The organism is Kitasatospora sp. NPDC096204 (assembly GCF_044763205.1).
Taxonomy (GTDB): domain Bacteria; phylum Actinomycetota; class Actinomycetes; order Streptomycetales; family Streptomycetaceae; genus Kitasatospora.
The window spans coordinates 76,620-102,418 of sequence record NZ_JBIWFT010000007.1 but is presented as its reverse complement, the minus strand read 5'-3'; the positions used below and the strand labels follow the sequence as shown (position 1 = coordinate 102,418).

The following is a 25,799-nucleotide window of genomic DNA, read 5'->3' as shown; positions in this document are numbered from 1 at the left end:
GCCCCGGGCCCAGGGCGCGCCCGGGGAACCGGGCCCGCCCCGGAACCGCTCCGGTCCTCGGCCTCGATTCCTCGGTTCCTCGGTTCCTCGATTCAAGGAGAAGCATGCGCGGCACCGTGCTCGCCGACCGCTACCGGCTGGTGGACTGGCTGGGCGGCGGGTCGATGGGCGACGTGTGGCTCGCCGAGGACGAGGTCCTCGGCCGCCGGGTCGCGGTCAAGGTGGTGAAGCCCGCCCTGCTGGACGAACCCGGCTTCGCCGAGCGCTTCCACGCCGAAGCCCGCGTCATGGCGCAGCTGCGGCACCCGGGCATCGTCGGCGTGTACGACTACGGGCACGACGGCGGGCCCGGCGAGGGGTACTCGGGCACGGCCGGGCGGCGCCCGGTCGGCTACCTGGTCATGGAACTGATCGACGGCCAGCCGCTGAGCGCCGTCCTGGAACGCCGCGGCGCCCTGCCGGCCGCGCAGGCCCTGCGGATGGCCCTGCAGGTGCTGGAGGCGCTGGAGGCCGCGCACGAGTCCGGGGTGGTCCACCGGGACATCAAACCGGCCAACCTGATGGTCCGCGGCGACCGGACGGTGATCGCGGACTTCGGCATCGCCCGGCCCGCCTGCGACGCCCGGCTCACCGTCCCCGGGATGGTGCTGGGCACCGCCGCCTACCAGGCACCGGAACAGGCCTCCACCGGGACGGTCACCGCCTCCGCCGACCTCTACGCGCTCGGCGTGGTCCTCTACGAGTGCCTTGCCGGCCGCCTCCCGTACGAGGGGGAGACCGCCCTCGAAGTGATCCTCAAACACCTCACGGAGCCCGTGCCGCCGCTGCCCGGGGACGTGCCCGCACCGGTGTGGGCGCTGGTCGAACGGGCGATGGCCAAGGAGCCCGGCGAACGCTGGCCGGACGCGGCGACGATGGCCACGGCGGTGCGGCGCGCCCTCGCGGCGGTCGAGGGGGCGCCACCTGAGCCTGCGCCGTCGCCCGCGCCGGGCCCGACCCGGACCCGGACCTGGACCCGGACCCGGCCTGCCGCCGTACGCGCGCCGCGTGCCCGGCGCCGCCTGCGGACGCTGGCCGGGCTGACGGCGCTGACGCTGCTCTGCGTGGCCGGGGCCGCCGGGGCCACGGTCGTGCGGCCCGGCCGGGACGGCGCGCCGCACAGCGCCGCCGCCCAGCCCCCGGTGCCGGAGCCGGTCGCGCTGGTGGAGACGGCCCGCCCGAGTGCCCAGCAGACGGCGGCCCCCCTGCCACCGGCCGGAGAGGGGCAGAGCCCCGCACCCACCGTCGGGCCCGAAACGCCCACCGGATCGCCCCTCGCCGCCCCGCCCCCGGCCCTGCCCACCGCCCCGGCCGCCGCCGTACCCGACCGGAGCCCCGCCCCGCCCCCGGCCGCACCACCTGCCGCCGGCCAGAACCCCGCTCCGCCCGCGCCGAGCCCCGCCGCCCCGGACCGGCCCGCCACCGGCGAACCGGCCCCGCCCAGCGCGAGCGCCACCGGTACGCCGCCGCCGCCGTCCGTGCCGCCCACGGCGCAGCCGAGGCCGCAGCTGCCCGCCGTGGCGCAGATCGCCGGTGCCAACGGCGCGTTGGACAACTACCAGTCCGCGGACGTGGACGGCAACATGGTCGGCACCTACGTCGTCAACGGCACCTCGGCGCAGCTGTGGCGGCTGGACAAGGTCGCCGAGGGGATGTACTACCTGCGCAACGCCTCCAGCAACTTCACCAAGGTGCTGGACCAGGACCGCACGAGCAGGCAGGTGCAGATCTGGTCGAGCCCGCCGGCCGTCTGGAACCAGGTCTGGGACATCGAGCCGGTCCCGGGCGGCTACCGGATCTACAACGTCGGCACCCGGCTGTGCCTGACGTCCGAGGGCATCGGCGCGGGCACCCACGGAGCGGACTGCACCGGCGCCCGGAACCAGCTGTGGACGATCAGCTGAGCCCCCGACCCGGCTGAGCCCCGACCGCCGACCCCCGACGCCGGGCCGCCGACCACCGATTACCGATTACCGACCGCCGACCGCTCGACCGGGCCCGCGGCAGGTCACGCCGGAAGCCAGGACGGCCACTGCCGGCGCGGCCGCACGACGGACCCGCCGGGGCCGATCAGGGCGCGCAGCCGGTTGGCCTCGGGGGAGCCGATGGAGGCCAGGATGTCGTAGGCCTCCGACCGGCGCGCCAGCGCCTCCTGCGGCGAGGTGCCGCACTCGGCGAGCGCGTCGCCGAGCGCCGCCAGCGCCAGCCCCCGCCCCCGGCGGTCGCCGTCGAGCGTCAGCACCTCCACCGCCCGCCCGGCCGCCGCCACCGCCTCCTCGCCGCGGCCCAGGGCGCGCAGCGACTCGGTGAGCCGCAGCAGCGTACGGCCCGTACGGCGCCGGTCGTCCGGCCGCAGCAGGGACAGGGCGTTGCGGTGGTGGCGCAGGGCCTGCTCGAACTCGCCGCGGTCGTGGGCGATCGTCCCCAGCGAGTCCAGGGCGAGCGCCTGCAGCTCGTAGTCGGCCAGCCGGTGGCAGATCAGCAGGGACTGGTCGACCACGCGCACCGCCGCGTCGTACCGGCCGAGTTCGGTGAACGCGCCCGCCAGGTTGAGCAGTTCGGCCGCCACCGAGCGCTGGTCGCCGAGCCGTTCCCAGACCGAGATCGCCGCGGTGAAGCCGCCGAGCGCGTCGCCCGGCCGGCCGACCTGGACGAACAGGGCGCCCAGCGCGGCGTGGGCCAGGGCGAGCAGCGGCCCCGGCAGGCCGTGGGCGGTGCACAGGTCGCGGGTCCTGAGCAGCTCGGCGAGGGCGGCGGGCTCGGAGCCGACCTCGGTCAGCAGCCGTCCGAGCACCAGCCGGGCCCTGACCTCGGCCGTCCGGTCGCCCGCCCGGACGGCGGCCTGGAGCAGGACCTTGGCCGCGTGCCCGAGTGGCCGGGTGGCCTGGCCGGTCTCGCACAACAGGCTGCAGCCGAGCAGCAGTTCGGCCGCCAGGTCGAGCCGGGGCGGTTCCGGGAGCCCGGCGTACTGGCCGACCAGCGCGCCGACGCCCTGGTAGTCGACGCGGCTGGGCCGCGCCGCCGCGCGGGGGCCGGTGCCGGCGCTCGCCCCGGGTAGGGCGGCGCGGGCCGCGGACGGGCCGAGGGCCGCGACGGTCTCCGCGTGCTGACGGGCCACCAGGCGGGTGAGCACGGCCGCCGGGCGGTCCTCCTCGCCCCGCACCCGCACCCGCACTCGCGCGTCCGCGTCCGCGTCCGCCGCTGCCTCCGCCTCCGCCTCCGCTTCCGGGGCGAGCCGCTGGGCGAAGGAGCGCAGCAGGTCGTGGTACCGGTAGCGGTCCGGCGGCGCCGTCTCCAGCATCGAGCAGTCGACCAGCGACTCGGCCAGCTCCTCGGCCTCGTGCTCGGGCAGGCCGAGCACCGCCGCGACCGCTCCCGGCGACAGGTCGGGCACCTCCGGCACCGCCAACAGCCGGAATGCACGGGCCTGTTCGGGCGTCAGCTGGTCGTAGCCGAAGCGGAACGCCGGCTCGACGGCGAGGTCCCCGGCGCGCAGCACGTCCAGCCGGCGGAGGTTCCCGGACAGCTTGTCGAGCAGCCGCTCCATGGCCCAGCCGGGTCGGCAGGCCAGGCGCGCGGCGAGGATGCGCACGGCCAGCGGGAGGTGCCCGCAGAGCCGGACGAGTTCCGCCGCCGTGTCCTCCTCGGCCCGCAGCCGCTGCTCGCCGATCACCTGGCCGAGCAGACCGAGGGCCTCCCGCGGGGCGAAGGCGGTCAGCTCGACGACCTGCGCGTTGGGCAGCGAACCGAGCCGGGCCCGGCTGGTGACGAGCACGGCGCAGCCGGGCCGGCCCGGCAGCAGCGGCCTGATCTGCTCGGCGTCCCGGGCGTTGTCGAGGACGACCAGCACGCGCCGCTCGGAGAGCAGCGAGCGGAACTGGGCGGAGCGTTCGGCGAGCCCGGAGGCCAGGGCGTCGGCCGGCACGCCGAGGGAACGCAGGAAGACGCCCAGCACCTCCTCGGGCCGGGTCGGGCGGCCGTCGGCCCCGTGCAGGTCGAGGTAGAGCTGGCCGTCGGGGAAGTCGGCGGCCAGCCCGTGCGCGACGTGCACGGCCAGCGCCGTTTTGCCCACCCCGCCCAGGCCCGCCACGACCGCCACGGGCACGGTGCGGGGGGCGAGCAGGACGGCCCGCAGCGCCTCGGTCTGCGCCTCGCGGCCGGTGAAGTCGGCGAGGTCGGCCGGGACCTGGGTCGGCCGCACCGGCGCCCGGTCCGGCGGGCGGGGCGCGGCCACGGCGGCCGTGCCGGCCGTGCCGGTGTCGGTGGTGGCGCCGGTGCCGGCGGCGGGCCGGGGCGGCGCGGGTGCCAGGAGGGCGGCGTCGGCCGCCAGGATCCGGCGCTGCAGCTCGCGCAGACCGGGCCCGGCGCTGACGCCGAGCTGCTCGCGCAGCCGCCGGTCCGTGGCGCGGTACGCGCCCAGGGCCTCGGCCTGTCGGCCGGTGCGGTAGAGGGCGAGCATCAGCAGTTCGCAGAACCGTTCCCGCAGCGGGTGTTCGGCCGTGACCGCGCTCAGTTCGGCGACGACCTCGCCGGACGGCCCGGCCTCGACCTCGGCCTCCAGACACGACTCCAGGACGGTCACCCGGCGTTCGGCCCACTCCCCGCGCTGGCGTTCCGCGTACGGGCCGGGCAGGGCGGCCATCGGCTCGCCCTGCCACAGGGCCAGCACCGAGCGGAGCGCGGCGGCGGCGCGGGCGTGCTCCCCGGCGGCGCGCAGCGTCTTCGCCTCGCCCACGAGCTCCTCGAGGCGGTGGGTGTCCAGCGCCCCGGCGTCCACGGTGAGCAGGTAGCCGCCGCTGAGCGTGCTCGGCGCCTCGGGCCCCAGGACGCGGCGCAGGCGGTGGACGTACGTGCGGATCACGGCGGACGGCTTGGCGGGCGGCTCCTCGCCCCACAGGTCGTCGACGAGTTGACCGCTCGACACGGGGTGGTTGGCCCTCAGCAGCAGCGCGAGCAGCAGGCTCCGCTGCTGCGGCGAGCCCAGCGCCAGCTCACCGTCGTCCCGCCACCCCCGCAGCGGCCCCAGCACCGCGAACCGTAAACCACCCACCGGCCGTCCCCCTCCACCCGCAAAAATCCCCCGGGGCATTTTACCGGCCGCATCACCCCTGGTCAGGGCGACGCACCCGGGCCGGGCCGGTTGCTTGTCCACCACCCGTCAACACACTGTCGACCATCTGTCGACGGGCGCGGCCGAGGCTTCGAGCAGCAGGCCGCACCGACGCGGTCCCAGAGCGAGAGGAACACCCGATGGCACAGCGGAAGTCCCTGGTCCGAGCAACCCTGGCCGCGGCCGGCGTCGCCGCCGCGCTGTTCACGGCCGCCGCCCCGGCCGGCGCGGCCACCGCGCCGCAGCAGCCCACCCAGGAGCAGACGCAGGAGCAGGCGCAGCTGCTGAGCGCGGCGCGCAGCACCGAGGTCCTGGTCGTCAACTGGACGGGCTGCGAACTGCGCCTGCAGAACAACTGGCTGGACCACGGCATCTGGACGAAGGCTCCGGACCCCGTCATCACCGACGGGAGCACCGCCCGCTGGCAGTCCGAGAGCAACGGCTTCATGACCGGCACCGAGGGCCACGTCATCTACGACGCGGCGAACTGCGGGAACCCGGGGCTCAACGGCAAGCGCGTCCAGCTCCACTGGAACAACCCGTACGTCGGCAGCAACGGCTACGACACCGCGGGCTCCGACCCGAAGTTCGGGTTCGCGCAGAGCGGGGGCAGCGGCAACAACGCCGCCGTGTACTGGACGGTCCGCGGCCTCTGACCGCCCCGACCCCTGACTGACGGGCCCTGACCGCCGGGCGCCCGGCCGGGACTTCCTCCCCCCGGCCGGGCGCCCGCGCGTGCTCGGCGACGCCGTCGGGTCAAGCGCCGTCGGGTCAAGCGCCCGTCGGGTCAAGCGCCGTCAGGTCATCCGGCGGGCAGCAGCGCGGCGACCTCCGCCAGGACGCGGGCCGCCGGCGCCGGGTCGACCAGCCACTTCAGGTGACTGCCGGCGAGGGTACGGACGTCGTACGGGTTCTCCGGCGTCAGCTCGTCGGCCTCACGGATCATCCGGTCCTGCATGGCGAGCGGTATGCCGGCGTCCTCGGTCAGCCGCACGTACGTCCGGGGGATCCGCCCCCAGGTGTCGGCCTGCGCCCGGTCCTCGGGCGTGCCGGCGTCGAGGTTCTCGTCGGGCTGGAAGGTGTTGAGGAGGACCAGGAACTCGTCGTCCGTCCCGTCGGCGAGGAAGGCCGCCTTGAACGCCGCGAGGACGGAGGGGTCGGCGGTGCGGAAGTTGGAGCGCAGCAGCCCCAGTTCGGCCGGGTTGCCGACCATCGCCGCCGCCATTCCCGCGGCGTCGATCGTGGCCATCTCGGGCTCGGCGTAGTAGGCGCCGACGTCGAGGTTGACGGGGGCCCAGGCGGAGACGTAGACGATGCGGTCGATCAGGTCGGGCCGCCGGTTGGCCGCGACGGTGGCCGTCAGGCCGCCGCGGCTGTGGGAGACCAGCACGACGGGCCCGTTGCGCTTGGCCCGCTCCAGTATCCCGACCAGGTGCGCGACGTTGTCGGCGAGCGTCACGCCCTTGATGGCCCCCGGCGCGGCGGCGAGCCCGTCGAGGTCCTGCGGCGCCTGGTAGGCGCGCGGGTATGTCGCGGCGAACCCGTGCCCGGGCAGGTCGACGGCGACGGAACGGTGCCCCAGGAGGCCGAGTTCGGCCTGGAGCGGCGCGAAGGAGAAGGAGTTCGCGAAAGCTCCGTGGACCAGTACGAACGTCGGTTGCATGTCTTTTTTGCTCACTTTCTGACCCGTGTTCAGTGAAAGATCATCGCACTGTCGGCAGGGGCCCGTCTCGGCCATTCGTGTCGTCGGTGGATACAACCGATCAGGACTCCGGCATGCTGACCGCAACGTTGTTCGAGACGCGACGAAGGAGAAGGCCATGCGACGGATTGCGGCTCTGGGGACCGGTGCGGCACTGCTGGTGGCCGCCGGGGTGATGGCGGCTCCGGGGGCGTCGGCGACCTCGTACTGCAGCACCACCCAGGGCACGAACTGGGGATCGGTCAGCTGTCAGACCACCGCCACGAAGAACCACTGGCAGCTGGTGCTGGTCTGCAACAACGACAACGTCAAGGGCAACCAGACGACGGTCATCGGGTCCTGGCACATGGGCAACGGCAGCGACACCCTGTACTGCCCGACCGGCTACAGCGCGGCGTACACCAAGGTCAACAACGACAACTGACGTGCCGCGCAAGGAAGTCGGCCCCCGCCGCCCGGCGGGGGCCGATTTCCTTACGGGCCGCGCATTCACTCTTCCGGCCTATTGGGCAAGGTGGTTCGAACCCGATACATTTCCTGTACCGGGACGTTTCCCCACGAACTCACACCAGGTGGCGATTCGCTCTCGGTGCGCCGTCACCCGCGACCTCCGGAACGGGCGCACCCGCCGTCCCGACCCGACAGGACCGACCCACCGACACCTCCGCAGGCCACGGACGTCGGCCGCCGACGAGGACGGCCCGCCCGGCCGACGGCGCGTGAGCCGACGCACGGCGTACGGCGTACGGCCTCCGATGCCCGGCGTACGGTGCCCGGCCTCCGACGCCCGGTCCCCGACGCCCGGCCTCCGGCCCGAAGACCCGCGTCCGGCGGGACCACCGCCGAAGACCCCGCACCCGGGCCTGTTCGGCTGTCCGGCACCCACCTTCGCCGTCCGGCACCCACCGTTCACACGGGGAGGAACCATGAACGCCGCCGCCAACTGGAACGACATCCTGGTCCGGGACAACTTCCAGGACACGGGACAGACCCCCACGTCCGACCCCGTCTGGGAATCCCCGGACATCATCCCGTTCGGCAGCGACATCCTCGACTTCGGCCTGCTGGAGTCCAGCTACGGCGGCCCCGACCTCGGCATCCGCCACCCCATCGTGCAGGGACGGCTCAACCGCATCTACGTCCGGGGGAAGAACCTGAGGACCGGGTGCCCCACCTCCGGCGACGTCAGGCTCTACTACGCCCCCGGCGGGCTGCTCCTGGACCCGCGGGCGTGGACCCCGCTCAACGCCGAGGGCGGCGGCACCACCGTGCCGTTCACCGTCCGCGGCGGCGGCAGGGAGATCCCTCCCGGGCAGATCTGCGTCAGCAGGTCCGCCTTCCTCTGGCCGAGCCAGAACCCGCCCGGCCACTACTGCACGATCACCACCGTGGACACCCCCGCCCACCCCATGCCCGCGACGCTGCCCACCTTCAGCTCGCTCGTCGACTACCTGAACTGGGTCAGGTACAACCCCAACGTCGGCTGGCGCAACATCGACGTCATCCCGTGCCGGCAGACCAACTACGTCCTCTCCAACCTCGCCATCTGCAACCTCAACAACACCCCGACGCGATTCGTCTTCGGGATCTCCGGCACCGACCTGCCCGCCGGCACCGCGACCTTCTCCAACACCGACCAGCAGGCCCCGTTCAGCCTGACGGCGCAGATCTACCCGCCCGGCGACGACGAGGGGTACACGCGCTCGATCCTGCTGCCCGCCAACTACTCCGGCACCGTCACGGTCGTGGTGCAGTTCGACACGCCCCTCCCGTGCGACGCCCGGATCGTGCTGCGCGCCTACAACCCGGTCAACAGCAACGCCGGAGCACTCGAACGGCGACTCGCCGTCCCGCTCACCGGCGTGCCCGGGCTCCACGACGCCCTGTTCCTCGAACTCGGCGCGTACACCTTCGTCGCGGCCGAGAGCGGCTCGTGACCCTCGGCGACTCCATCGAGTGGATCTTCCAGGAGGTGGCCCCCGGAACCTGCGAGATCCGGGCGACCAACCGGCCGGGCTTCCCGTGCGTCACGTCCTTCGGCGAAGGGGACCCCGTGAAGCTGGCCGAGTGCGGTCTCGGCTTCGGCAATCAGACCTGGAAGCTGCAGCCCGCGAAGCCGGGCCAGACCGAGCCCGTCCTCATCGAGTCCGCGGAGCGCCCCGGCGAGGTCCTGGAGCCGCACGGCCTCGGCGAGAAGGTCACCCTGGAACACCTGAGCGGCGACATCGCCCAGCAGTGGAAGGTCTACGGCCGGTAAGGGAAGCGATCCGCCCACGGTGAACGAGCCTGCGCACCCGGCGGGCTCGTTCCCGCTTTCCGGCGAGGGCCGGGGCGCACAGGAAGTCGGCGGGGCCGACTTCCTGCGTCGACTCCGGTGGCTTCTTACAGCCCGATTCCGGACATGAGGTCCGGTAGTTCCCGCACGGGCTCGGCCCGGCGCTGGAGGAGGTGGACCTTCGCCTCGGGGAGTTCGGCCACGCGCAGCAACTGCCAGCCCTGCTCCCGTCGGTAGTAGCGCGACAACTGTTCCTGGGCGGTGCCGCGACGCACCCAACGGACGTCGTCCGAGGAGGCGCGGTCGAGGGCCCACCAGGCGAGCAGGCGTCCGAGGCGGTACGGGTTCGGCCGCGTGAAGCTGGTCGTGAGGAAGAGGCTGGGCTCGGCGCGTTCCTCCTCCGTGAAGCCCCACCGGGGAAGGGCGCTCTCCCGCATGATCGTCGTGCAGCCGACCACACCGTGCTCCTGGTGTTCCAGCACCCACACCGGAATGTCAGGATGTGCGGCCTGGGCCCCGAACTCATCGGCCGCCGCCTCGCACTCGCCGAGCCCGCGTTCCGCCAGCCAGCGGGACCGCTCACGGACCAGGTCGGCGATCGCGCCGGCGTCGGCCTCGGTCGCTTCGCGCATCCGGAACACCGGTGTCTCCTGTCTCTCGTGTGATGGTTCTTCAGGCGGTCAACGCATTGTCGTTGCAGAGTCCGCGAGCAGGGCGAACACCACTTCACGGTCGGCGCGTTGGGCTCTTCCGGTGTCAAGCCGGTCCGCGACGGCGTGCAGCGCCTCCGGTTCGAGAAGCCGGGCCTCCAGGAGCGGGGAACCCTCGTCCACCGTGCTGACGGCCTTGTCGTACAGAGCGGCGTCGGCAGTGTGTGCGCGGCTCAGACCCTCAGCGGCCCCCGCGATGCGGGCCACGTTGATGAGTGCCGTACGTCTCCCGTCCGTCAGGAAGTGCTGGGCGGTCATGGGGTGGCAGAAGGGCTCGACCCGGGAACTGCCGCTGAACCATCGGCCTGCGGCCCATTCCCACGGGTGACGCATGTCGTCCGCAAGGATGCGTAGCTTGAGCATGGATTCCCCTCACACGGTGTTGTCGGGGTTGGTCGGACCGTACTGGTAGCGGTCCGTGGTCGGGGCGATGTAGTACTCGGGCTCGCCCTCGAACCATTCGCCGACCACCTCGGCCAGCTCCGCCAAGACCGTGCTGGGCAGCATGCTGTGCTCCTTCCTGCTTATCGGATGGTGTGCGTCGGATTGTTTTCTCTTTGATCGGGCGCCAACAAGGCTCTTCACGGGTGGAGTTGGGGGCCCGAGCGTTCCGTCGTGGCCTATGGCGCACGCCGGAGCCGTGGGGGCGTGCGGGAGGAAGGGCTCGGGCGCTGCTCGCATGCTGGCGATGGTGGACAGGCCCGGCCGATCAAGTACGGGCGACTGCGATGCACAGGAAGTCGGTCCCGCCGACTTCCTGTGCGCGGTGGGGTTCAGGTGCGGGTGGTTTGGGTGCGGCAGTGGGTGAGGGCGTAGCGGATGCGGGGGTCGGGGTTGGGGGTGGTGGTGAGGAGTTCGCCGGCGGTGGTGAGGGTGGTCCAGTAGGTGGTGGGGTCGCCGGTGCGGGGGAGGGGGTGGGTGGCGGTGAGGGAGAGGTAGGCGGCGGTGAGGTTGCCGGTGGTGAACCAGCGGGTGAGGCCGTGGTGGTGGCCGGGGCGGATGCCGCCGAGGGCGTCGATGGCGACCAGGAAGTGTTCGACGATGGTGTGTTCGGTGGGGGTGAGGGGCTTGGGGATGTCGAAGACGCCGAGGGCTTCGAGGAGTTCGCCGGTGTCAGCTTCGGAGTTGGGGCGAGGGTCGGCGAGGAGGGCGTCGTGGCAGTCGGCCAGGCGGCGGGTGGTCTCGGCGTGGGGGATGTCGAGGGCGAGGCAGACGGCGCGGGCGACGGGCAGGGGCTGGTGGCCGAGGCGGGCGAGGAGGGCATAGGTGGCGGCGGGGGTGGCGCCGCGGGAAAGGGTATGGCGGGCCAGGGTCGCGAGGTTCATGGGGGTTCGGGCTTTCAGGCGATGGTGGCGGGAGCGATCAGGACCCAGACGAACTTGCCGATGCCGCAGGGGCGGGAGGCGCAGCCCCAGCGTTCGGCGAGCTCGTTGACGAGGAAGAGTCCGCGCCCGTGCTCGTCGTCGGGGGAAGCGGTGCGGAGGGACGGCTGCCCGGAGCTGGCGTCGTGGACTTCCAGCCGGAGGCGGGAGTTGACGAGGGTGAAGCGGATCTCGATGTGCCGGTCGTCGGGGGCGTCCGAGTGCTGGACGGCGTTGGCGAAGAGTTCGCACAGCAGCAGCTCGGCGGTGTCGCGGTACCGGTCCCCGGAGGGCAGCCCGGAGAGGTACGCCCGAAGCAAGTAGCGGGCCAGGGGCGTGGATTCGGCGCAGGGGTCGAGGCGCGCGACGAACATGCGGGGACGCCGGGCAGTGAGCATGGGGGAGCACCTCAAGGGGGATTGCGTGCGAAAGGTTGCGCTGTGCACCCGGTGAATCACCAGGCGTAGCCATGGTGGCCTCTCGCCCGCTACGATCGGAAGGCTTCCCCACTTGACAGTTTCCCCGCGTGGAATTCGCGCAGCAGTGGAGGTCTGACGATGCGTGAGTCTCAGCTGGATCCGTCGGCTTCGCCCCTCAAGGCGTTTGGTGCTCAACTCCGCAGGTTGCGTAAGGCGGCGGGCTTGACGCAGACCCAGCTTGGTGAGCTTACTCATCTGAGTGATAGTCAGATTTCAAACCTCGAAAGAGGGGCTCGCAATCCCACGCTTGAGTGGGTCCGTGTTGCTGACAAGGTCCTTGGTACTGGTGGAACGCTTGAGCTAACGTATTGGAGTCTCCGGGGCTCTTCGTTCCTGCCGGGCTACCCGGAGTACGCAGCCAAGGAACGGGAAGCCAGGGGCATTCGAATCTTTGAGCTGGGCATCATCCCTGGCCTGGTGCAGACTCGCGGGTACGCCGAGGCTCTGGAGGCGGGTTCTGTTGCGAGAGGAAGTGTCACGGCTGAGCAGGGAGCCGAACGCGTCCGACTCCTCCTGAATCGACAGGAGCGAATCAACCGGGACCCAGCTCCGTCGATCCATGTGATCCTCGACGAGAGCTGCCTCCGGACCGTGGTTGGCAGCGAGACTGTCATGTCTCAACAGCTGGCGCATGTGGAGAAGTTGGCCCAGCGGCCCAACTACGTCGTCCAGGTTGCCCCCTTTGATCTGGGGGCGCATCGTCCGTTCATGCGGTCCATGTCGCTTCTCGACCTCGGCGATGGCACCTCGCTTGGGTACACCGAGACGCACCAGCGTGGATACCTGGAGAACGACCGGGCAATCGTGTCCGCCTGGGCAAGGGAATACGATTTGCTCCAGGTGGAAGCGCTGTCGCAGGCGGCATCGCTCAAAATGATCAGTAAGGCGCGAAGGGACTTTTCGGTATGAGCGGGAACGTTGACCTGACGGGTGCCTCCTGGAGCAAGAGCAGCTACAGCGGCAATGGCGGGCAGTGTGTCGAGGTGGCTTCCGGCTTCCCCGGCGTGATGCCCGTTCGTGACTCGAAGGACCCCCAGGGCCCGGCTCTGGTCTTCCCGGCCGGGGCCTGGGAGTCGTTCGTCGCCGCTGTCCGCGGTGGCGAGTTCGGCGAGGTCTGACGTCGGCCTGACGCCCGGCTGGGGTTCCCCAGCCGGGCGTTTTGCGTTCCTGGGGGAGGGCAGGCAAGGGCCATGAGTGCTCTGGAAGTTGACCTGGCCGGCGCCGTGTGGCGCAAGAGCTCGCACAGCAACAACGGTGGCAACTGCGTCGAGGTGGACGACGCGCGCCCGGGTAGGGTCCGCGACTCCAAGGACCCGAACGGGCCGATCCTTGCCTTCCCCGCCGAGGCCTGGGTGTCCTTCGTCACCGCCGTCCGCAGCGGTGAGTTCGGCGAGGTCTGAGGTCAGGGTCAGCCGGTGCAGGTCGCGGCGTCTACCAGTTTCTCGAAGGCCTTCCGGGTGGGCAGCGGGGTCGAGAGGCCACTGCCGTTCATCGAGACGGAGAGCTGACGGCGCAGGTCGGGGCTGGTGTACAGGAAGGTGCTGAAGCCCGGGATGCCGCCCGTGTGGCCCCAGAGCTCACCGCAGTCGGTGGTGGTCCGCTCCAGGCCCAGGCCGTACCCGCCCTGGCTCTGCGGGGTGACCGTCATCATCTCGGCGAGCTGCGGCCGGGGCAGCAGCCGTCCGCCGAGCAGGGCGGTGATGAAGGTGTTGAGGTCGGCGGTGGTGGAGATCCCGGCGCCGGACGCCCCCGCCATGCTCGGGTCCAGGTCGGTGACGTCCACGCGGCCGGTGGGCAGGTCGAAGTAGCCGTGCGCGTGCGGGCCGGGGACGGCCGTCTCGTGGTCGGGCATGGACGTGCCGGTCAGGCCCAGCGGGCGGATGATGCGACGCTCCACCTCCTGCTGCCAGGTGCGGCCGGTGGTCCGCTCGATGATCTGTCCGGCCAGGATGTAGTCGGTGTTGGAGTAGTGGTAGCCCTGGCCGGGCGGGAAGTACGCCGGGTGGTTGTTGGCCAGGGCGATGAGCTGCTGTGGTGTCCAGCGGGTGTAGCGGCCGGACTCCAGCCATCGTTCGAGGGAACCGGGCGCCGTGGGGTCGAAGGCGTGGTCCTCGGTGTAGTCGAACAGCCCGCTGGTGTGGTTGAGCAGCTGGCGCAGGGTGATGTCCGCGCCGTTCGGCACCGCGCCCGGCAGCAGCCGCTCCACCGGGTCGTCCAGGCCCAGCCGTCCCTCGGCGACCAGTTGGAGGACGACGGTGGAGACGAAGGTCTTGGTCACGCTGCCGATCCGGAACCGGCCGGTCGCCGAGGCGGGGGCGCCGGTCGCGTAGTCGGCGGTACCGGCGGCGCCCTTCCACCGGGTGCGGCCGTACTCGCCGACCCGGGCGAGTGAGGCCGAGGCGCCGCCGGAGTCGACGATGGCCTGCACCGCGGCGTCCAGGGCCCTGGGGTCGACGCCCGTGCGCGGCCCCCGGCCGGCGGCGTCCTGCGCCGGGTCCTGGGCGGCGGTCACGGTCACCACTCCGACCGGCCCCGCTGTGCCGAGGGCGCCGGCCGCCGGGGCCGTCACCCCGACCAGGCCCGCGCCCGCCAGCGCGAGCGCCACCAGGCGCGCGGCCGGGCGGCCGCGCCGGCGCCCCGTGCGCCCGCGACCGCCCGGACCCGCTCCGCCCCTGTGTTCCGCCATGCCCGTCCGCCTTCCCGTGTCCGTACCGAAGGTTGAATGCAACACCCATGTGAATTACGGCAATTGACACCTTGACAGTTGACGGATGCCGGGTCGTCAGCCCACGGTCCAGGCCGGCTCCGACCCTGGACCTACCTTCGAACGATGGGTCGCTCCCCCTCAGGGATGGGCCACCCCCTAGGGTCGGTCAGGGGCGCCCCTGCCCGCAGGGGCCGTCAGCCGACCGGGGCCTCGACCCGCAGCCGATCTGCCCTCAAGGGGTTCGGCGGGTCCCCGGCCGGGCGTTTTGCGTTCCTGGGGGAGGGCAGGCAAGGGCCATGAGCGTTCTCGAACCTGATCTGGCCGGCGCCGTGTGGCGCAAGAGCTCGCACAGCAACAACGGTGGCACCTGCGTCGAGGTGGACGACGCGCACCCGGGCAGGGTCCGGGACTCCAAGGACCCGAACGGGCCGATCCTCGCCTTCCCCGTCGAGGCCTGGGCGTCCTTCGTCGTCGCCGTCCGCGGCGGCGAGTTCGGCGACGTCTGACCTCACGCCCCGACGGAGGTCCTGACCTCACGCCCCGACGGAGGTCCTGGCGGGTGGCCCGGGAGCGGAACCGTTCCCGGGCCACCCGCCGTTCACGCAGCTCCGCTTCTTCTCCGTGGGCGTGAAACTGAGACACATGACATGTCACACCCCATTGATGGGTGTGATGCTCCTGTGAGACGGTGCGTCACGCACTCCGGATGCCTCCACACTTTCCCCCCTTCCGTGGTGCATCCATGTGCGTTTCCCCCACGAAGGAATGACGATGCGTCCCCTCTCACGCATGCCCAGGCTGCTGGCCGCAGTCGCCGCGGCAGGCACCGTCCTGCTCGGCATATCCGCCGGACCGAGCCAGGCCGCCCCCGCCCCCGCCTCCTCCCAGGCCGCCCCCACCTCGGCCGCTTCGAGCCCGGACCGAACCCAGGGCGGCCCGTCGGCGGTGACCGGCAGCGCCACCACGGACTCCGAGAGCCCCGCCGCACCCCAGACCCGTCGGCTCACCGCCGCCGAGCTGCCGCCGACCGCCCCGCCCAGCCAACCGGATTCCCCCGACACGGCCGCGCTCGCGCCCCGCACCCTGGCGGCGCCGGCCGCCGCCGCGTCCTGCAACCCGTCCGACTTCAGCAGCCGGACCGGAGCGGCCCTGGTCTCCGCCCTCACGGCCTCGACGCCCGAGTGCGTCGCCAAGCTCTTCTACACCGGCGGCAGCGCGAACGCTCCCGCGCTGTTCCGGCAGAGCCAGATGGCCATCGTCGCCGACGCCTTCCGCACCGCCGCCGCCACCTATCCGGGCGACAACTCCACCGGTGTCTGGCAGCTGGTCCTGTTCCTGCGCGCCGGCTACTACGTGCAGTCCAACGACCCGGCGCACGTGCCCGCCTTCGACGCCTCGCTGACCGCCGCCGTGACGCGCGGCATCGACGCCTTCGTGGCCGGCCCGCACTTCGCGGACGTCACGGCCGCCCACGCCAAGGTCGCGGCCGACGTCATCATCCTCACCGACAGCGCCGACGTGCAGGGCCGCTACCTCACCACCTACCGGCAGGTGCTGAACGGCTACAACAGCTCGTACGACACCTCCAGGGACCTGCTCAACCTGGTCAACAGCGTCTTCACCCCGCTGGACCGGGGCCACCAGAACCCCGCGTACGCCGCCGCCGTCACCGCGGACCCGGGCATCCTCGACACCCTCGACGCCTTCACCCGCAACCACCTCGACCTGCTGGGCACCGACCGCGGGTACCTGGAGGGCAACGCCGGCGTCGAACTGTCCCGCTACGTCGCGTACCCGGCCCTCCAGGCCAAGGTCCGCCCGCTGGTCAAGGGCCTGCTCGACGCCTCCTCGATGACCGGCCCGACCTCCCGGCTGTGGGTCGGCGCCGCCAACGTGGCCGACTACTACGACCGGGGCCAGTGCTCCTACTACGGCGTCTGCGACCTGAAGCAGCGCCTGGCCACGGCCGTGCTGCCGATGCGGCAGACCTGCAACCCCACCCTGACCGTCCTCGCCCAGGACCTCACCGCGGCCGAACTCGCCGCCGTCTGCGCCGACCTCAAGGGCGAGGACGCGTACTTCCACAGCCTCGTCCGCGACAACGGCCCCATCCCCGGCCAGTACGAGTCCTCCGTGCAGGTCGTGGTGTTCGCCAGCCAGGCCGACTACCAGACCTACGCCGGCGCGATGTACGGCGCCGCCACCAACAACGGCGGCATCACCCTGACCGGGATCCCGACCGACCCGGCCAACCAGCCCGTCTCGATCATGTACCGGCACCCGAACGACAACGGCTTCACCGCCCGGATCTGGAACCTCAACCACGAGTACGCCCACGTCCTGGACGCCCGCTACGACATGAAGGGCGGCTTCGACCAGCAGGTCAGCGTCCCCGACCTGTGGTGGATCGAGGGCTTCGCCGAGTACGTCTCCTACACCTACCGAGGCGTCACCGACACCAACGCCGTCGCCCAGGCGCCCAAGCACACCTACGCGCTGAGCACCCTGTTCCAGAGCACCTACCTGAACAGCGACGTCGTCCGCACCTACCACTGGGGCTACCTGGGCGCCCGCTACGTGATCGAGCGGTTCCCCGGCGTGGTCCAGACGATGCTCTACTACTTCCGCACCGGCGACTACGCCCGCGGCTACGCCTACTACAACTCCATCGGCACCGCCTACGACGCGAGCTTCACCAGCTGGCTCGACACCTGCGCCACCGACACCTGCCTGGCCCCGGGCACCCCGAAGGCCGCCTTCGACGCCACCGTGCGGGACCTGAACGTCCAGCTGACCGACCGCTCCACCGAGACCGACGGCAAGGGCAGCATCACCGCCTGGGCCTGGAACTTCGGCGACGGCACCACCGGCACCGCGGCCTCCCCGGCGAAGTCCTACCGCACGCCCGGCACCTACACCGTCACCCTCACCGTCACCGACAGCAACGGCAAGAGCGCCACCGCCACCAAGGCCGTCACCGTCACCGCCCCCGCCGCCCCCGCGGCCTGCACCGACCCCGACGCTCGGAAGATGGACTACAACTGCTTCCGCACCGACCGCGCCGCCGCGGCCGGCAGCCTGGACCAGATGTACATCTACATGCCGGCGGGCACCACCACCCTGACCGTCTCCACCACCGGCGGCAGCGGCACCGCCTACCTGTACTACAGCCCCGACGCCTGGGCCTCCAGCACCTCCTACGCCGCCTCCTCCACCAACAGCGGCACGACCCAGACGCTGACCGTCACCAACACCACGGCCGGCTACCGCTACATCAGCCTCTACGGAAAGACCGCCTTCAGCGGAGTCACCGTCACCACCCGGTACTGACCTACGCGTTGGAACCCGGCGCCTCCGGCCCCCGCATGCCACGGCATGCGGGGGCCGGGGCGTTCACCGGACTTCACCCCGAACCCGACTTGGGCCGTCGGTGCCGGTCGCACAGGCAGTCGGATGACCGATGCCTCCTCAGTGCCCCCGCCGCCACCGTGGTGTCGCTCCGCAAGCGATGTGCCGGAGCACCCCCCTGGGCATGCAGAGACACAGAGGAGATCAGGATGAACCTGCGGCGAACGGCGATGCGGCTCGCGATGGGTGCCGCCACGGTGGCCGGGGTGCTCGCCGCCACGACGACGAGCGCGAGCGCCGACGTCCTCACCACGATCCGGACCGGCGCCGGCAAGTGCCCCGCCAACTGGGTGTGCCTGTGGAGCGAGAACAACTTCATCGTGGGGAACCCGAAGGGCGGGGTCGACTACGGGGCCATCGGCGCGAACCAGAACATCCCGGACATGGGGGTCATCGGTACTGCTGACCCGACCGGCCACCGCACGTACCCGAAGCGCAGGCCCGGACCGTACCCCCGCGGTCCGGGCCTGCCGCCTGTTCCTTCTCACCTGCTGCCCACTGTCCATGACGGCCCGTCCGGACTGTCGAGCCACACCCGCTGTCCGGTCCCCGTGACGGTGATGCCGTACCGGTCGCGGGCCGGCCGGTCGTGGGCCCGGTAGGCGCGGTGCGCCGATTCGAGTTCGGACCACAGCGGGCGTGGGCCGGCCTCGGTCACGGTGCCGTCCGGCCGCAGTTCGGCGATCGAGCCGTCCGACGTCCACACCCGGGCGCCGGCCGGCGTCCCGTCGTCGCCGAGGTCGTACTGCCAGCCGAGCGGCGGCATGGCGATGCTGACCAGGAAGCGGAAGTCCTCGTCCACCAGGGCGTCGGCGCCGATGGCGGACGGCCGACGGTCGCCGTCGGAGAGCTGCGGCCGACGGACGACCCCGCTGTCTCCGGCCGCCCGCAGGGGCATGAAGTAGGCAGGAGTGGTGAGGAACCGCCCGCCGGCCTCGGCTTCGCCGGTCCGGTGGAGGCGCGCGATGCCGTATCCGACGGGCGCGACGATCACTCCGCCGGGGGCGAGTTCGGGCAGCCACGCGAGCGGGATGCGGGCGAGCCCGCACGTGGCGATGATCGCGCCATAGCGGCGCGGTTGCGATCGCCCCGGCTCGGCGGGCAGGTGGGCGGCGGCGCCGTCGCCGGTGATCACGGTCGGCCGGTAGCCGGCGCGGCCGAGGCGGCGCCGTGCCGTCTCGGTGATGTCCTGGTCGACGTCGACGGTCACCACCTGGTCGTCGCCGTAGCGATGGGAGAGCAGCGCGGCGTTGTAGCCGGCTCCCGTGCCGATCTCCTTCACCCGGACGTCCGCCCGCTCGCCGAGCGCTTCGAGCATCACCGCCATCAGGGACGGCTGGCTGGACGACGACGCGGCGTTCCCGTCGATCAGGTGGGTGACCAGCGCCCGGTTCGCGTACACGGCCTTCAGCCACTCGGCAGCGTGTCCGGGGTCGTCACCGCCGACCCGCTGCTGACTCCCGTCGGCGCCCTGCCGGTAGAAGTACGGCACGAACAGGTGCCTGGGTACGTCCCGGAACGCGCGCTGCCAGCCCGGATCGGTCAGGGAACCGTCGGCGGTGAGGGCGTCGACCATGGCGTGGCGCAGGCTCTCGGCGGTCGGCTCGGCGGTGTCGGTCACGTGGTGCCCTTCTGGAGGAGATCGGCGATCGCTTTGGCCCCGCTGTCCGTTCTCGGTGTGGACGATCCCGCCGAGCACCTTCGTGACGACCCGGCCGCCGCACCGCCCGGCGAACTCGCGCACCGCCCCGGGGGAGTTGGTGATCAGCGTTGCGGGCACGGGCAGCCGGGCCCCGGCAGCGGCGGCCAGTTGTGCGGGCTTCGTGCAGTCGGCGTTGCGCTCGGGGCGGTTGACCCACAGCACGCCGGGCAGCGAGCCGAGTACGCCGGCGAACGCTCGCTTGGCCTGTGACGCGGCGAACCCCTGCTCGGGGCCGGACATGCCGTCGGCGAACCGGAAGGTGGTGGGCTTGCGCCACCACACGGACGCGAGTTCGGACAGGTCGACGCCCCGCAGGGCGCCGTCCAGGGTGCCGCTCCACTGACCGTCCGGCCCCAGCTCGGCCGTCATGGTCATGCGCTGCGGTCATCCTGGGTCCCTCCGGGTGCACGGCCGTACCCGGAAGGTACCCGCCGTGCCCGGTGCGACGGGCCACGGTCCGGCGGCTCATAGCGGCCCGCTGGCCGCCGGGTCGCCGCAGGCTGTCCGGTTACCGCCGTCCGCGCCCGGCCGCCCGGTGCGTGGATGAACCGACGGGCCCGGACCGCACGTTGTGGCGGTCCGGGCCCGTCGGTGGACTCGGCGGGGCGTCAGGAGCCGGCGGTGGCCGCCTCCAGGGTCGTCGCCATCACCGGGCTGGTGAAGGTGTTCGTGGCGTCGCCCGTGGCGGGGTGGTAGGAGCCCCACTTGAGGTAGTTGCGGTCGCCGTCCCAGGTGGTGCCCTTGAAGGTGCCCGAGCCGGTGGTGAAGGTCTGCTTGACCCCGTCGAACCAGAAGTCGATGGTGCCGTCCGTGCGGCCCAGGTGGATCTTCAGCGCGTACGAGTGCCAGGTGTTGTTGGCCGTCTGCGCGGTCCACAGCGAGTGCGCCACGTGGGCGGTGTCCCACTCCTGGAGGCGGACGCGGCCGTTGACGATGTCGATCTCGATCGGGTGGTTGGCCGTGTCGGTGCTCGGCGAGCACTTCAGCTGGAAGACGTACCGGCTCTCGGTGTCCTTGATGTCCACCTTGGACGACCAGCCCAGGTAGAAGGTGTCGCCCTCCTTCAGGTCGGGGCTGAGCGTCTCGCAGCGCTCCTCCCCGGCGGCCTGGAAGGCCCGCCACACGTTGCCCTTGGTCGCGTCCTTGACGACGCCGAAGTTGCCGGCCGCGCACTGGACGGCCTTGAAGGAGGACGGGCCGGTACTGGTGCTCGGCGTCCAGATGACCTGGCCGGCCGCGCTGGAGGGCGTCACTCCGGCGCAGGTGATCGCGAGGGTGCCGAGGGCGACGGCCGCGGTGGCGGCCTTGCGGCGGTGGTTCAGACGGGACATGCCTCTCCAAGGTGGATGAGTGGCCGGTGCGGACGGGCAGTGATTCGACCACCGGGCCGGCCCGTCCGGCCAGACGAAACGGCTGGCGGAAGATCCTTTTCGGACACTTCCGCCGGCCGTTCCACCCCGCGCTTGTCGGTTACGCGCCGGGCCGGCTCTGCTCGTCGTACGAGGAGGTGCCCTCGTCCAGCAGCGGCTCCTGCGCCTTGAGGTGCGCCGGGGCCAGCGCCCGCAGCACGTGGTAGCCGGTGATGACGACCAGCGTGCCGAGCGCGATGCCGCTGAGGCTGAAGGTGTCGGTGAACTTCAGCGTCACGTTGCCGATGCCGATGATGATGCCCGCCGCGGCCGGCACCAGGTTCAGCGGGTTGCGCAGGTCCACCTGGGCCCTGGTCCAGATCTGCGCGCCGAGCAGGCCGATCATGCCGTACAGGATGACGGTGATGCCGCCGAGCACCCCGCCCGGGATCGCGGCCACGATGGCGCCGAACTTCGGGCACAGGCCGAACAGCAGCGCGAAGCCGGCCGCGCACCAGTAGGCGGCCGTCGAGTAGACCCGGGTGGCGGCCATGACGCCGATGTTCTCCGAGTACGTGGTGTTCGGCGGGCCGCCGACCGCGGTGGAGAGCATGGAGCCGATGCCGTCCGCGGAGATCGCGGTGCCCAGCTTGTCGTCCAGGTTCGTGCCGGTCATCTCGCCGACCGCCTTGACGTGCCCGGCGTTCTCCGCGACCAGCGCGATCACCACGGGCAGCGCCACCAGGATCGCCGACCACTGGAAGGACGGGCCGTGGAACGTCGGCAGGCCGATCCAGTCCGCCTTGCCGACGCCCGACAGGTCCAGGCGCCAGTGGTCGGTCATCTGCCCGGCGCCGTTCACCGAGTGGATCTTCCCGAAGACCTGGTCGAACAGCCAGGAGATCCCGTAGCCGAACAGCAGCCCCAGGAAGATCGCCACCCGCGACCAGAAGCCGCGCAGGCACACCACGGCCAGACCGGTGAACAGCATCACCAGCAGCGCCGTCCACTGGTCCTGCGGCCAGTACACCGAGGCGGTCACCGGGGCGAGGTTGAAGCCGATCAGCATGACCACCGCGCCGGTGACGATCGGCGGCATCGCGGCGTGGATGATGCGCGCCCCGAACTTCTGGACAGCCACACCCACCAGGAACAGCGCCACGCCCACCACGAACACCGCGCCGGTCACCGTCGCGCTGGTGCCGCCCTGCGCCCGGATCACCGCGGCCACGCCCACGAAGGACAGCGAGCAGCCCAGGTAGCTGGGCACCCGGCCCTTGGTGGCCAGCAGGAAGATCACGGTCGCCACGCCGGACATCATGATCGCGAGGTTCGGGTCGAGCCCCATCAGCACGGGCGCCACGAAGCTCGCCCCGAACATCGCCACCACGTGCTGGGCGCCGAGCCCTACCGTGCGGGGCCAGGAGAGCCGTTCGTCGGGACGGACCACCGCCCCCGGTGCGGGCGTGCGCCCGTCACCGTGCAGCTTCCAGCGCACGCCGAGATCCATGGTGAGGTTTCGCTTTCTCTGTACTTCCGGGGAACTGTCCGCACCATTGTCGTGGCCGCCGGGTGTCCCGGCGATCACACGCACCCGCGTGAGCTGCGGAGACGTGTGGGTGAGGCCTGACGGGCCCGGTGCTTCGGGGGATCTTACGGCCACCGCCCCCGCGCCACGGATCCGGCCGGGGCCGAGTACCGGTCGGGCCCCACCCCGGACGCCCCTTCCGCCGCCCGGCTCAGCCCGTGTTCACCGCCGCCCGTTCCCCACGTCCCATCCACGCGTTCCAGGGCTCCGGCATTCCCCCAGCTCAGAGCCCGTCCCGGTGTCCCAGCGTCCCTGATCGGCCGTAGACCGTGGCGCCCGGGACGGATCACCGCGCAAGCTCCGGTCAAGCGTCGGCGCCGGAAGCAACCCCACGCTGCCCGCCAAGGGTCTCCACATCGACGACTCGCTCAAGGTCACCTACTGGCAGCAGTCCATGGACGACGCCGTCACCTGGTAGTTCCCGGACGCGGCGGGGCCCGGCCCGGTCCCCGCCGCCCGCGGGCCGGGGGCGACGCTCCGCGATCGAAAGATCGCCTGCCGTCATATGATTGTCATATACATCTAAGGAGGGTGCGTGGAGTTCCGACTGCTGGGCTCGGTGGCCGTGGTGGCCGAGGACGGCCGGGAGCTTCCGGCCGGATCGGCCAAACGCCGCAGCCTGCTGGCCATGCTGCTGCTGAACCCCGGAGCACCGGTCACCGTCGAACGGCTCACCGAGGCCCTCTGGGCGGACGAGGCGCCGCCCCGGCACTCGCGCACCGTCATCCACAACCACGTCTCCGGACTGCGCGCCCTGCTCACCGCCCACGACGCCCCCGCCGCCGGCATCGAACTCGTCACCGACAACAGCGCCTACCTGCTGCGGACACCCGACCACGCGGTGGACACCGTACGGTTCGAACAGCTGGTGGCCCGCGCCCGCAGCCTGGACGACGCCGGCCGGGCCGCCGCCGCCCTGCGCGAGGCACTCGCCCTGTGGCGGGGCCCCGCCCTCACCGGCACCACCCCCGGCCTGCCGCTGCAGTGCGCCGCCCAGACCCTGGAGGAGCTGCGGCTGGCCGCCGTCGAGGAACTCGCCCGCGCCCACGGCCGGCTCGGCGACCACGGCGCCGCCGCGCACCTGCTGCACACCGAGGCCACCGCCCACCCGCTGCGCGAACCGCTGGTCGCCGAACTCATGCACGCGCTCGGCCGCGCGGGGCGCCGCTCGGAGGCCCAGGACTGGTTCCACCGCACCCGCCGCGCCCTGGCCGAGGAACTCGGCATGGACCCCGGACCCGCACTCACCGACGCCTACGACCGGCTGCTGCGCACCGACGCCCCGCCGAGCCCGCCCGTACCGGCCCCCACCGCCGGCGGACCGGCCCCCGAAGCCGCCCCCGCCCCCGTCACCGTCCCGGTCCAGGTCCCGGTTCCCGTGCTCATCCCCGTCCCCGAGCCCACGCCCGCCCCCGCGCCCTGGCCCTTCCCCCGCCGCCCGCGCGGCTTCGCCGGCCGGGAGGACGAACTGGCCGCCCTCGACCGGGCCACCGCCGCCCCCGGCGCCGTCGCCGTGCTCACCGGCGGCGCCGGCGTCGGCAAGACCGCCCTCGCCCTGTACTGGGCGCACCACCGCCACCGGGACTTCCCCGACGGCCGGGTCTTCGTCGACCTGTGCGGCCACAGCACGCTGCCGGAGCGCGACACCGCCGCCGTGCTGCGCGAACTGCTGCTCGCCCTCGGCCTGCCCGCCGAACGGATGCCCGCCACCCCCGAGGCGATGGCCGCCCGCTACCGGGAGCTGACGGCCACCCGCCGGATGCTCATCGTCCTGGACAACGCCCGCCGCTCCGAGCAGGTCCGCCCGCTGCTGCCCGACGGCGACGACTGCGTCACCCTGGTCACCAGCCGCGACCGGCTCGGCGGCCTGGTCGCCTCCGACGCCGCCCGCCCGGTGCCGCTGGCCGAACTGTCCTCGCCCCAGGCCGTCTCCCTGCTCGCCGCGACCCTCGGCCCCGACCCGGTCGCCGCCGAACCCGAGGCCGCCGCCCGGCTGGCCGGCCTGTGCGACGGCCTGCCGCTGGCCCTGCGGCTGGCCGCCGCCCGCCTCGCCACCGGCCCGGCCCGCACCCTGGCCGCCCTGGCCGACGAACTCGCCGACGAGCAGGACCGCCTGGACCTCCTGGACGTCGAGGACACCAGCGTCGCCGCCGCCCTCGCCCTGACCGTCCAGCACCTGAGCGACCCCGCCCGCCGGATGTTCCGCCGCCTGGGCGCCCACACCGGCACCACCCTCGACAGCCGCACCGCCGCCGCCCTGGCAGGCTGCCGCCCCGAGGAGGCCGCCGACGCCCTGGCCCAACTGGCCACCGCCCACCTGATCGTCCAGATCGGCCGGGACGCCTACGCCCTGCACGACCTCGTCCGCCTCTACGCCCGCAGCCTGCCCGGCGACACCGACGCCCAGGTGCTGCCCCGCCTGCTCGACCACCTGCACAACACCCTGCTCACCGCCTGCGCCGCCGCCGAACCCGGCAGCGAACCCTGCTGCACCCTGCCGCCCGGCACCCGCCGCCCCGCCGAGGTCCGCCCCTTCCCCGACCGGGCGAGCGCGCTCGCCTGGTACGCCGCCGAACGCGACACCCTGCGCGGGGCGGTCGAGGCGGCGGTCGCCGCCGGACTGCACGACCGGGCCTGGCGCCTGGTGCTGCTCCAGTGGCCGCTGATCGTCTGGCAGGTCCGGGACGGCTGGGTGCCGTTGCTCGAACACGGCCTGGCCGCCGCCGAGGCCGACCGCGACCCCGGCGCCCAGTCCCGCGCCCGGGCCCTGCTGGGCTGGGTGCTGCTGGAGGAGGGCCGCCCCGGGCAGGCCCTCCTCCACCTGGACCGCGCCCCCGACCTCGCCGCCCGGGCCGGCGACGGCACCGCCCAGGCCGTCGCCCTGGTCAACCTCGCCGTCGCCCTCGCCCGCCACGGCGACACGGCCGGCCGGGCCAGGGTGGGCGGCCTGCTGCTGGAGGCCCTGTCCCTGGCCGAACGGGCCGACCGCGCCGACCTGGTGGCCCTCGCCCGCCAGCACCTGGCGGGCCAGTGCCTGGCCAACGGCGCCGCCGAGGAGGCCGCCCACCACGCCGCCCGCGGCCTGGCCGTCGCCGAACCGCCCTTCCCGGCCGCCCGCCGGGTGGTCCTGCAGACCCTCTACGGCCGCGCCCTGGCCGCCATCGGCCACCCGGAGCAGGCCGCCCGCCACCTCGGCGCCGCGCTGCGCGAGGCCCGCGCCCACCAGTACGGGGAGGGCGAGGCGCAGGCCGAGGCGGCCCTGCGCGCCCTGCCGGCCGGCACCGCCACCACCACCCTCGCCATGGCGGCCGCCGCCGTCGGCGCGCAGCACTGACGGGCCGACCCACAGGGAAGGATGGACACGTCGGG

The 25,799-nt window shown here is 72.8% G+C and carries 22 protein-coding genes; 11 read left to right on the top strand and 11 right to left on the bottom strand.

Annotated features, from left to right (window positions below):
* The first annotated feature begins 104 nt into the window (after nucleotides 1-104).
* On the top strand, nucleotides 105-1,943 hold the full coding sequence (locus tag ACIQ87_RS09765; RefSeq protein ID WP_402404138.1) for a serine/threonine protein kinase: 1,839 nt from the start codon (nucleotides 105-107) through the stop codon (nucleotides 1,941-1,943).
* A 104-nt stretch (nucleotides 1,944-2,047) separates the two neighbouring features.
* Here the strand turns inward: ACIQ87_RS09765 and ACIQ87_RS09760 are convergent, their stop codons facing one another.
* On the bottom strand, nucleotides 2,048-5,089 hold the full coding sequence (locus tag ACIQ87_RS09760) for an AfsR/SARP family transcriptional regulator (protein WP_402404135.1): 3,042 nt from the start codon (nucleotides 5,087-5,089) through the stop codon (nucleotides 2,048-2,050).
* A gap of 200 nt (nucleotides 5,090-5,289) precedes the next feature.
* Between ACIQ87_RS09760 and ACIQ87_RS09755 the strand changes: the two genes are divergently transcribed.
* Nucleotides 5,290-5,805 (top strand): aegerolysin family protein, encoded by a 516-nt coding sequence (locus ACIQ87_RS09755; RefSeq protein WP_402404132.1) that lies wholly within the window; start codon nucleotides 5,290-5,292, stop codon nucleotides 5,803-5,805.
* A 146-nt stretch (nucleotides 5,806-5,951) separates the two neighbouring features.
* On the opposite strand, the gene ACIQ87_RS09750 is transcribed toward ACIQ87_RS09755, so the two are convergent.
* A complete protein-coding gene (locus tag ACIQ87_RS09750) occupies nucleotides 5,952-6,812 on the bottom strand; it encodes an alpha/beta fold hydrolase (protein ID WP_402404130.1) in 861 nt (286 codons plus the stop codon).
* Nucleotides 6,813-6,969: 157 nt separating this feature from the next.
* On the opposite strand from ACIQ87_RS09750, the gene ACIQ87_RS09745 reads away from it, so the two are divergent.
* The 3 genes from ACIQ87_RS09745 (at nucleotide 6,970) to ACIQ87_RS09735 (ending at nucleotide 9,108) form a co-directional block, all read left to right on the top strand.
* A complete protein-coding gene (locus ACIQ87_RS09745) occupies nucleotides 6,970-7,275 on the top strand; it encodes a hypothetical protein (protein ID WP_402404128.1) in 306 nt (101 codons plus the stop codon).
* Nucleotides 7,276-7,777: 502 nt separating this feature from the next.
* Nucleotides 7,778-8,788: a hypothetical protein gene (locus ACIQ87_RS09740; protein WP_402404125.1), complete on the top strand. Its 1,011-nt coding sequence runs from the start codon at nucleotides 7,778-7,780 to the stop codon at nucleotides 8,786-8,788.
* Entirely contained in the window at nucleotides 8,785-9,108 is a 324-nt protein-coding gene (locus tag ACIQ87_RS09735) for an RICIN domain-containing protein (RefSeq protein ID WP_402404122.1), read from the top strand. Before ACIQ87_RS09740 ends, ACIQ87_RS09735 begins: the two co-directional genes overlap by 4 nt.
* A 125-nt stretch (nucleotides 9,109-9,233) precedes the next feature.
* On the opposite strand, the gene ACIQ87_RS09730 is transcribed toward ACIQ87_RS09735, so the two are convergent.
* From ACIQ87_RS09730 to ACIQ87_RS09710, 5 genes are all read right to left on the bottom strand, one after another.
* Entirely contained in the window at nucleotides 9,234-9,758 is a 525-nt protein-coding gene (locus ACIQ87_RS09730) for a GNAT family N-acetyltransferase (RefSeq protein WP_402404120.1), read from the bottom strand.
* Nucleotides 9,759-9,806: 48 nt separating this feature from the next.
* On the bottom strand, nucleotides 9,807-10,199 hold the full coding sequence (locus tag ACIQ87_RS09725; RefSeq protein WP_402404117.1) for a hypothetical protein: 393 nt from the start codon (nucleotides 10,197-10,199) through the stop codon (nucleotides 9,807-9,809).
* A gap of 9 nt (nucleotides 10,200-10,208) precedes the next feature.
* Nucleotides 10,209-10,343, bottom strand: coding sequence for a hypothetical protein (locus tag ACIQ87_RS09720; RefSeq protein ID WP_402404114.1), 135 nt, complete (start codon nucleotides 10,341-10,343; stop codon nucleotides 10,209-10,211).
* Nucleotides 10,344-10,609: 266 nt separating this feature from the next.
* Nucleotides 10,610-11,161 carry a hypothetical protein gene (locus ACIQ87_RS09715; RefSeq protein ID WP_402404111.1) on the bottom strand — a complete coding sequence of 184 codons (552 nt, stop codon included), beginning with the start codon at nucleotides 11,159-11,161 and terminating at the stop codon, nucleotides 10,610-10,612.
* A 14-nt stretch (nucleotides 11,162-11,175) separates the two neighbouring features.
* Nucleotides 11,176-11,595 carry an ATP-binding protein gene (locus ACIQ87_RS09710; RefSeq protein ID WP_402404109.1) on the bottom strand — a complete coding sequence of 140 codons (420 nt, stop codon included), beginning with the start codon at nucleotides 11,593-11,595 and terminating at the stop codon, nucleotides 11,176-11,178.
* 159 nt (nucleotides 11,596-11,754) lie between these two features.
* Here ACIQ87_RS09710 and ACIQ87_RS09705 point away from each other — a divergent pair, with 159 nt between their 5' ends.
* The 3 genes from ACIQ87_RS09705 (at nucleotide 11,755) to ACIQ87_RS09695 (ending at nucleotide 13,076) form a co-directional block, all read left to right on the top strand.
* Nucleotides 11,755-12,585: a helix-turn-helix domain-containing protein gene (locus ACIQ87_RS09705; RefSeq protein ID WP_402404106.1), complete on the top strand. Its 831-nt coding sequence runs from the start codon at nucleotides 11,755-11,757 to the stop codon at nucleotides 12,583-12,585.
* Nucleotides 12,582-12,794 (top strand): DUF397 domain-containing protein, encoded by a 213-nt coding sequence (locus tag ACIQ87_RS09700; RefSeq protein ID WP_402404103.1) that lies wholly within the window; start codon nucleotides 12,582-12,584, stop codon nucleotides 12,792-12,794. Before ACIQ87_RS09705 ends, ACIQ87_RS09700 begins: the two co-directional genes overlap by 4 nt.
* 72 nt (nucleotides 12,795-12,866) lie before the next feature.
* Entirely contained in the window at nucleotides 12,867-13,076 is a 210-nt protein-coding gene (locus ACIQ87_RS09695; protein WP_402404100.1) for a DUF397 domain-containing protein, read from the top strand.
* 8 nt (nucleotides 13,077-13,084) lie between these two features.
* Here the strand turns inward: ACIQ87_RS09695 and ACIQ87_RS09690 are convergent, their stop codons facing one another.
* A complete protein-coding gene (locus tag ACIQ87_RS09690) occupies nucleotides 13,085-14,362 on the bottom strand; it encodes a serine hydrolase domain-containing protein (RefSeq protein ID WP_402404098.1) in 1,278 nt (425 codons plus the stop codon).
* A gap of 317 nt (nucleotides 14,363-14,679) precedes the next feature.
* Here ACIQ87_RS09690 and ACIQ87_RS09685 point away from each other — a divergent pair, with 317 nt between their 5' ends.
* Nucleotides 14,680-14,889, top strand: coding sequence for a DUF397 domain-containing protein (locus ACIQ87_RS09685; protein ID WP_402404095.1), 210 nt, complete (start codon nucleotides 14,680-14,682; stop codon nucleotides 14,887-14,889).
* Nucleotides 14,890-15,172: 283 nt separating this feature from the next.
* Nucleotides 15,173-17,713: a collagenase gene (locus tag ACIQ87_RS09680; protein WP_402404094.1), complete on the top strand. Its 2,541-nt coding sequence runs from the start codon at nucleotides 15,173-15,175 to the stop codon at nucleotides 17,711-17,713.
* A gap of 562 nt (nucleotides 17,714-18,275) precedes the next feature.
* Here the strand turns inward: ACIQ87_RS09680 and ACIQ87_RS09675 are convergent.
* The 3 genes from ACIQ87_RS09675 to ACIQ87_RS09665 form a co-directional block, all read right to left on the bottom strand.
* Nucleotides 18,276-19,868: a methyltransferase domain-containing protein gene (locus ACIQ87_RS09675; protein WP_402404092.1), complete on the bottom strand. Its 1,593-nt coding sequence runs from the start codon at nucleotides 19,866-19,868 to the stop codon at nucleotides 18,276-18,278.
* Nucleotides 19,869-20,101: 233 nt separating this feature from the next.
* Nucleotides 20,102-20,824, bottom strand: coding sequence for a hypothetical protein (locus tag ACIQ87_RS09670; RefSeq protein ID WP_402404090.1), 723 nt, complete (start codon nucleotides 20,822-20,824; stop codon nucleotides 20,102-20,104).
* 139 nt (nucleotides 20,825-20,963) lie between these two features.
* Nucleotides 20,964-22,352 carry a uracil-xanthine permease family protein gene (locus tag ACIQ87_RS09665; protein ID WP_402404088.1) on the bottom strand — a complete coding sequence of 463 codons (1,389 nt, stop codon included), beginning with the start codon at nucleotides 22,350-22,352 and terminating at the stop codon, nucleotides 20,964-20,966.
* Between the two features lie 613 nt (nucleotides 22,353-22,965).
* Between ACIQ87_RS09665 and ACIQ87_RS09660 the strand changes: the two genes are divergently transcribed.
* Complete coding sequence (locus ACIQ87_RS09660; protein ID WP_402404086.1) at nucleotides 22,966-25,764, top strand: BTAD domain-containing putative transcriptional regulator; 2,799 nt, start codon at nucleotides 22,966-22,968, stop codon at nucleotides 25,762-25,764.
* Nucleotides 25,765-25,799: the final 35 nt, after the last annotated feature.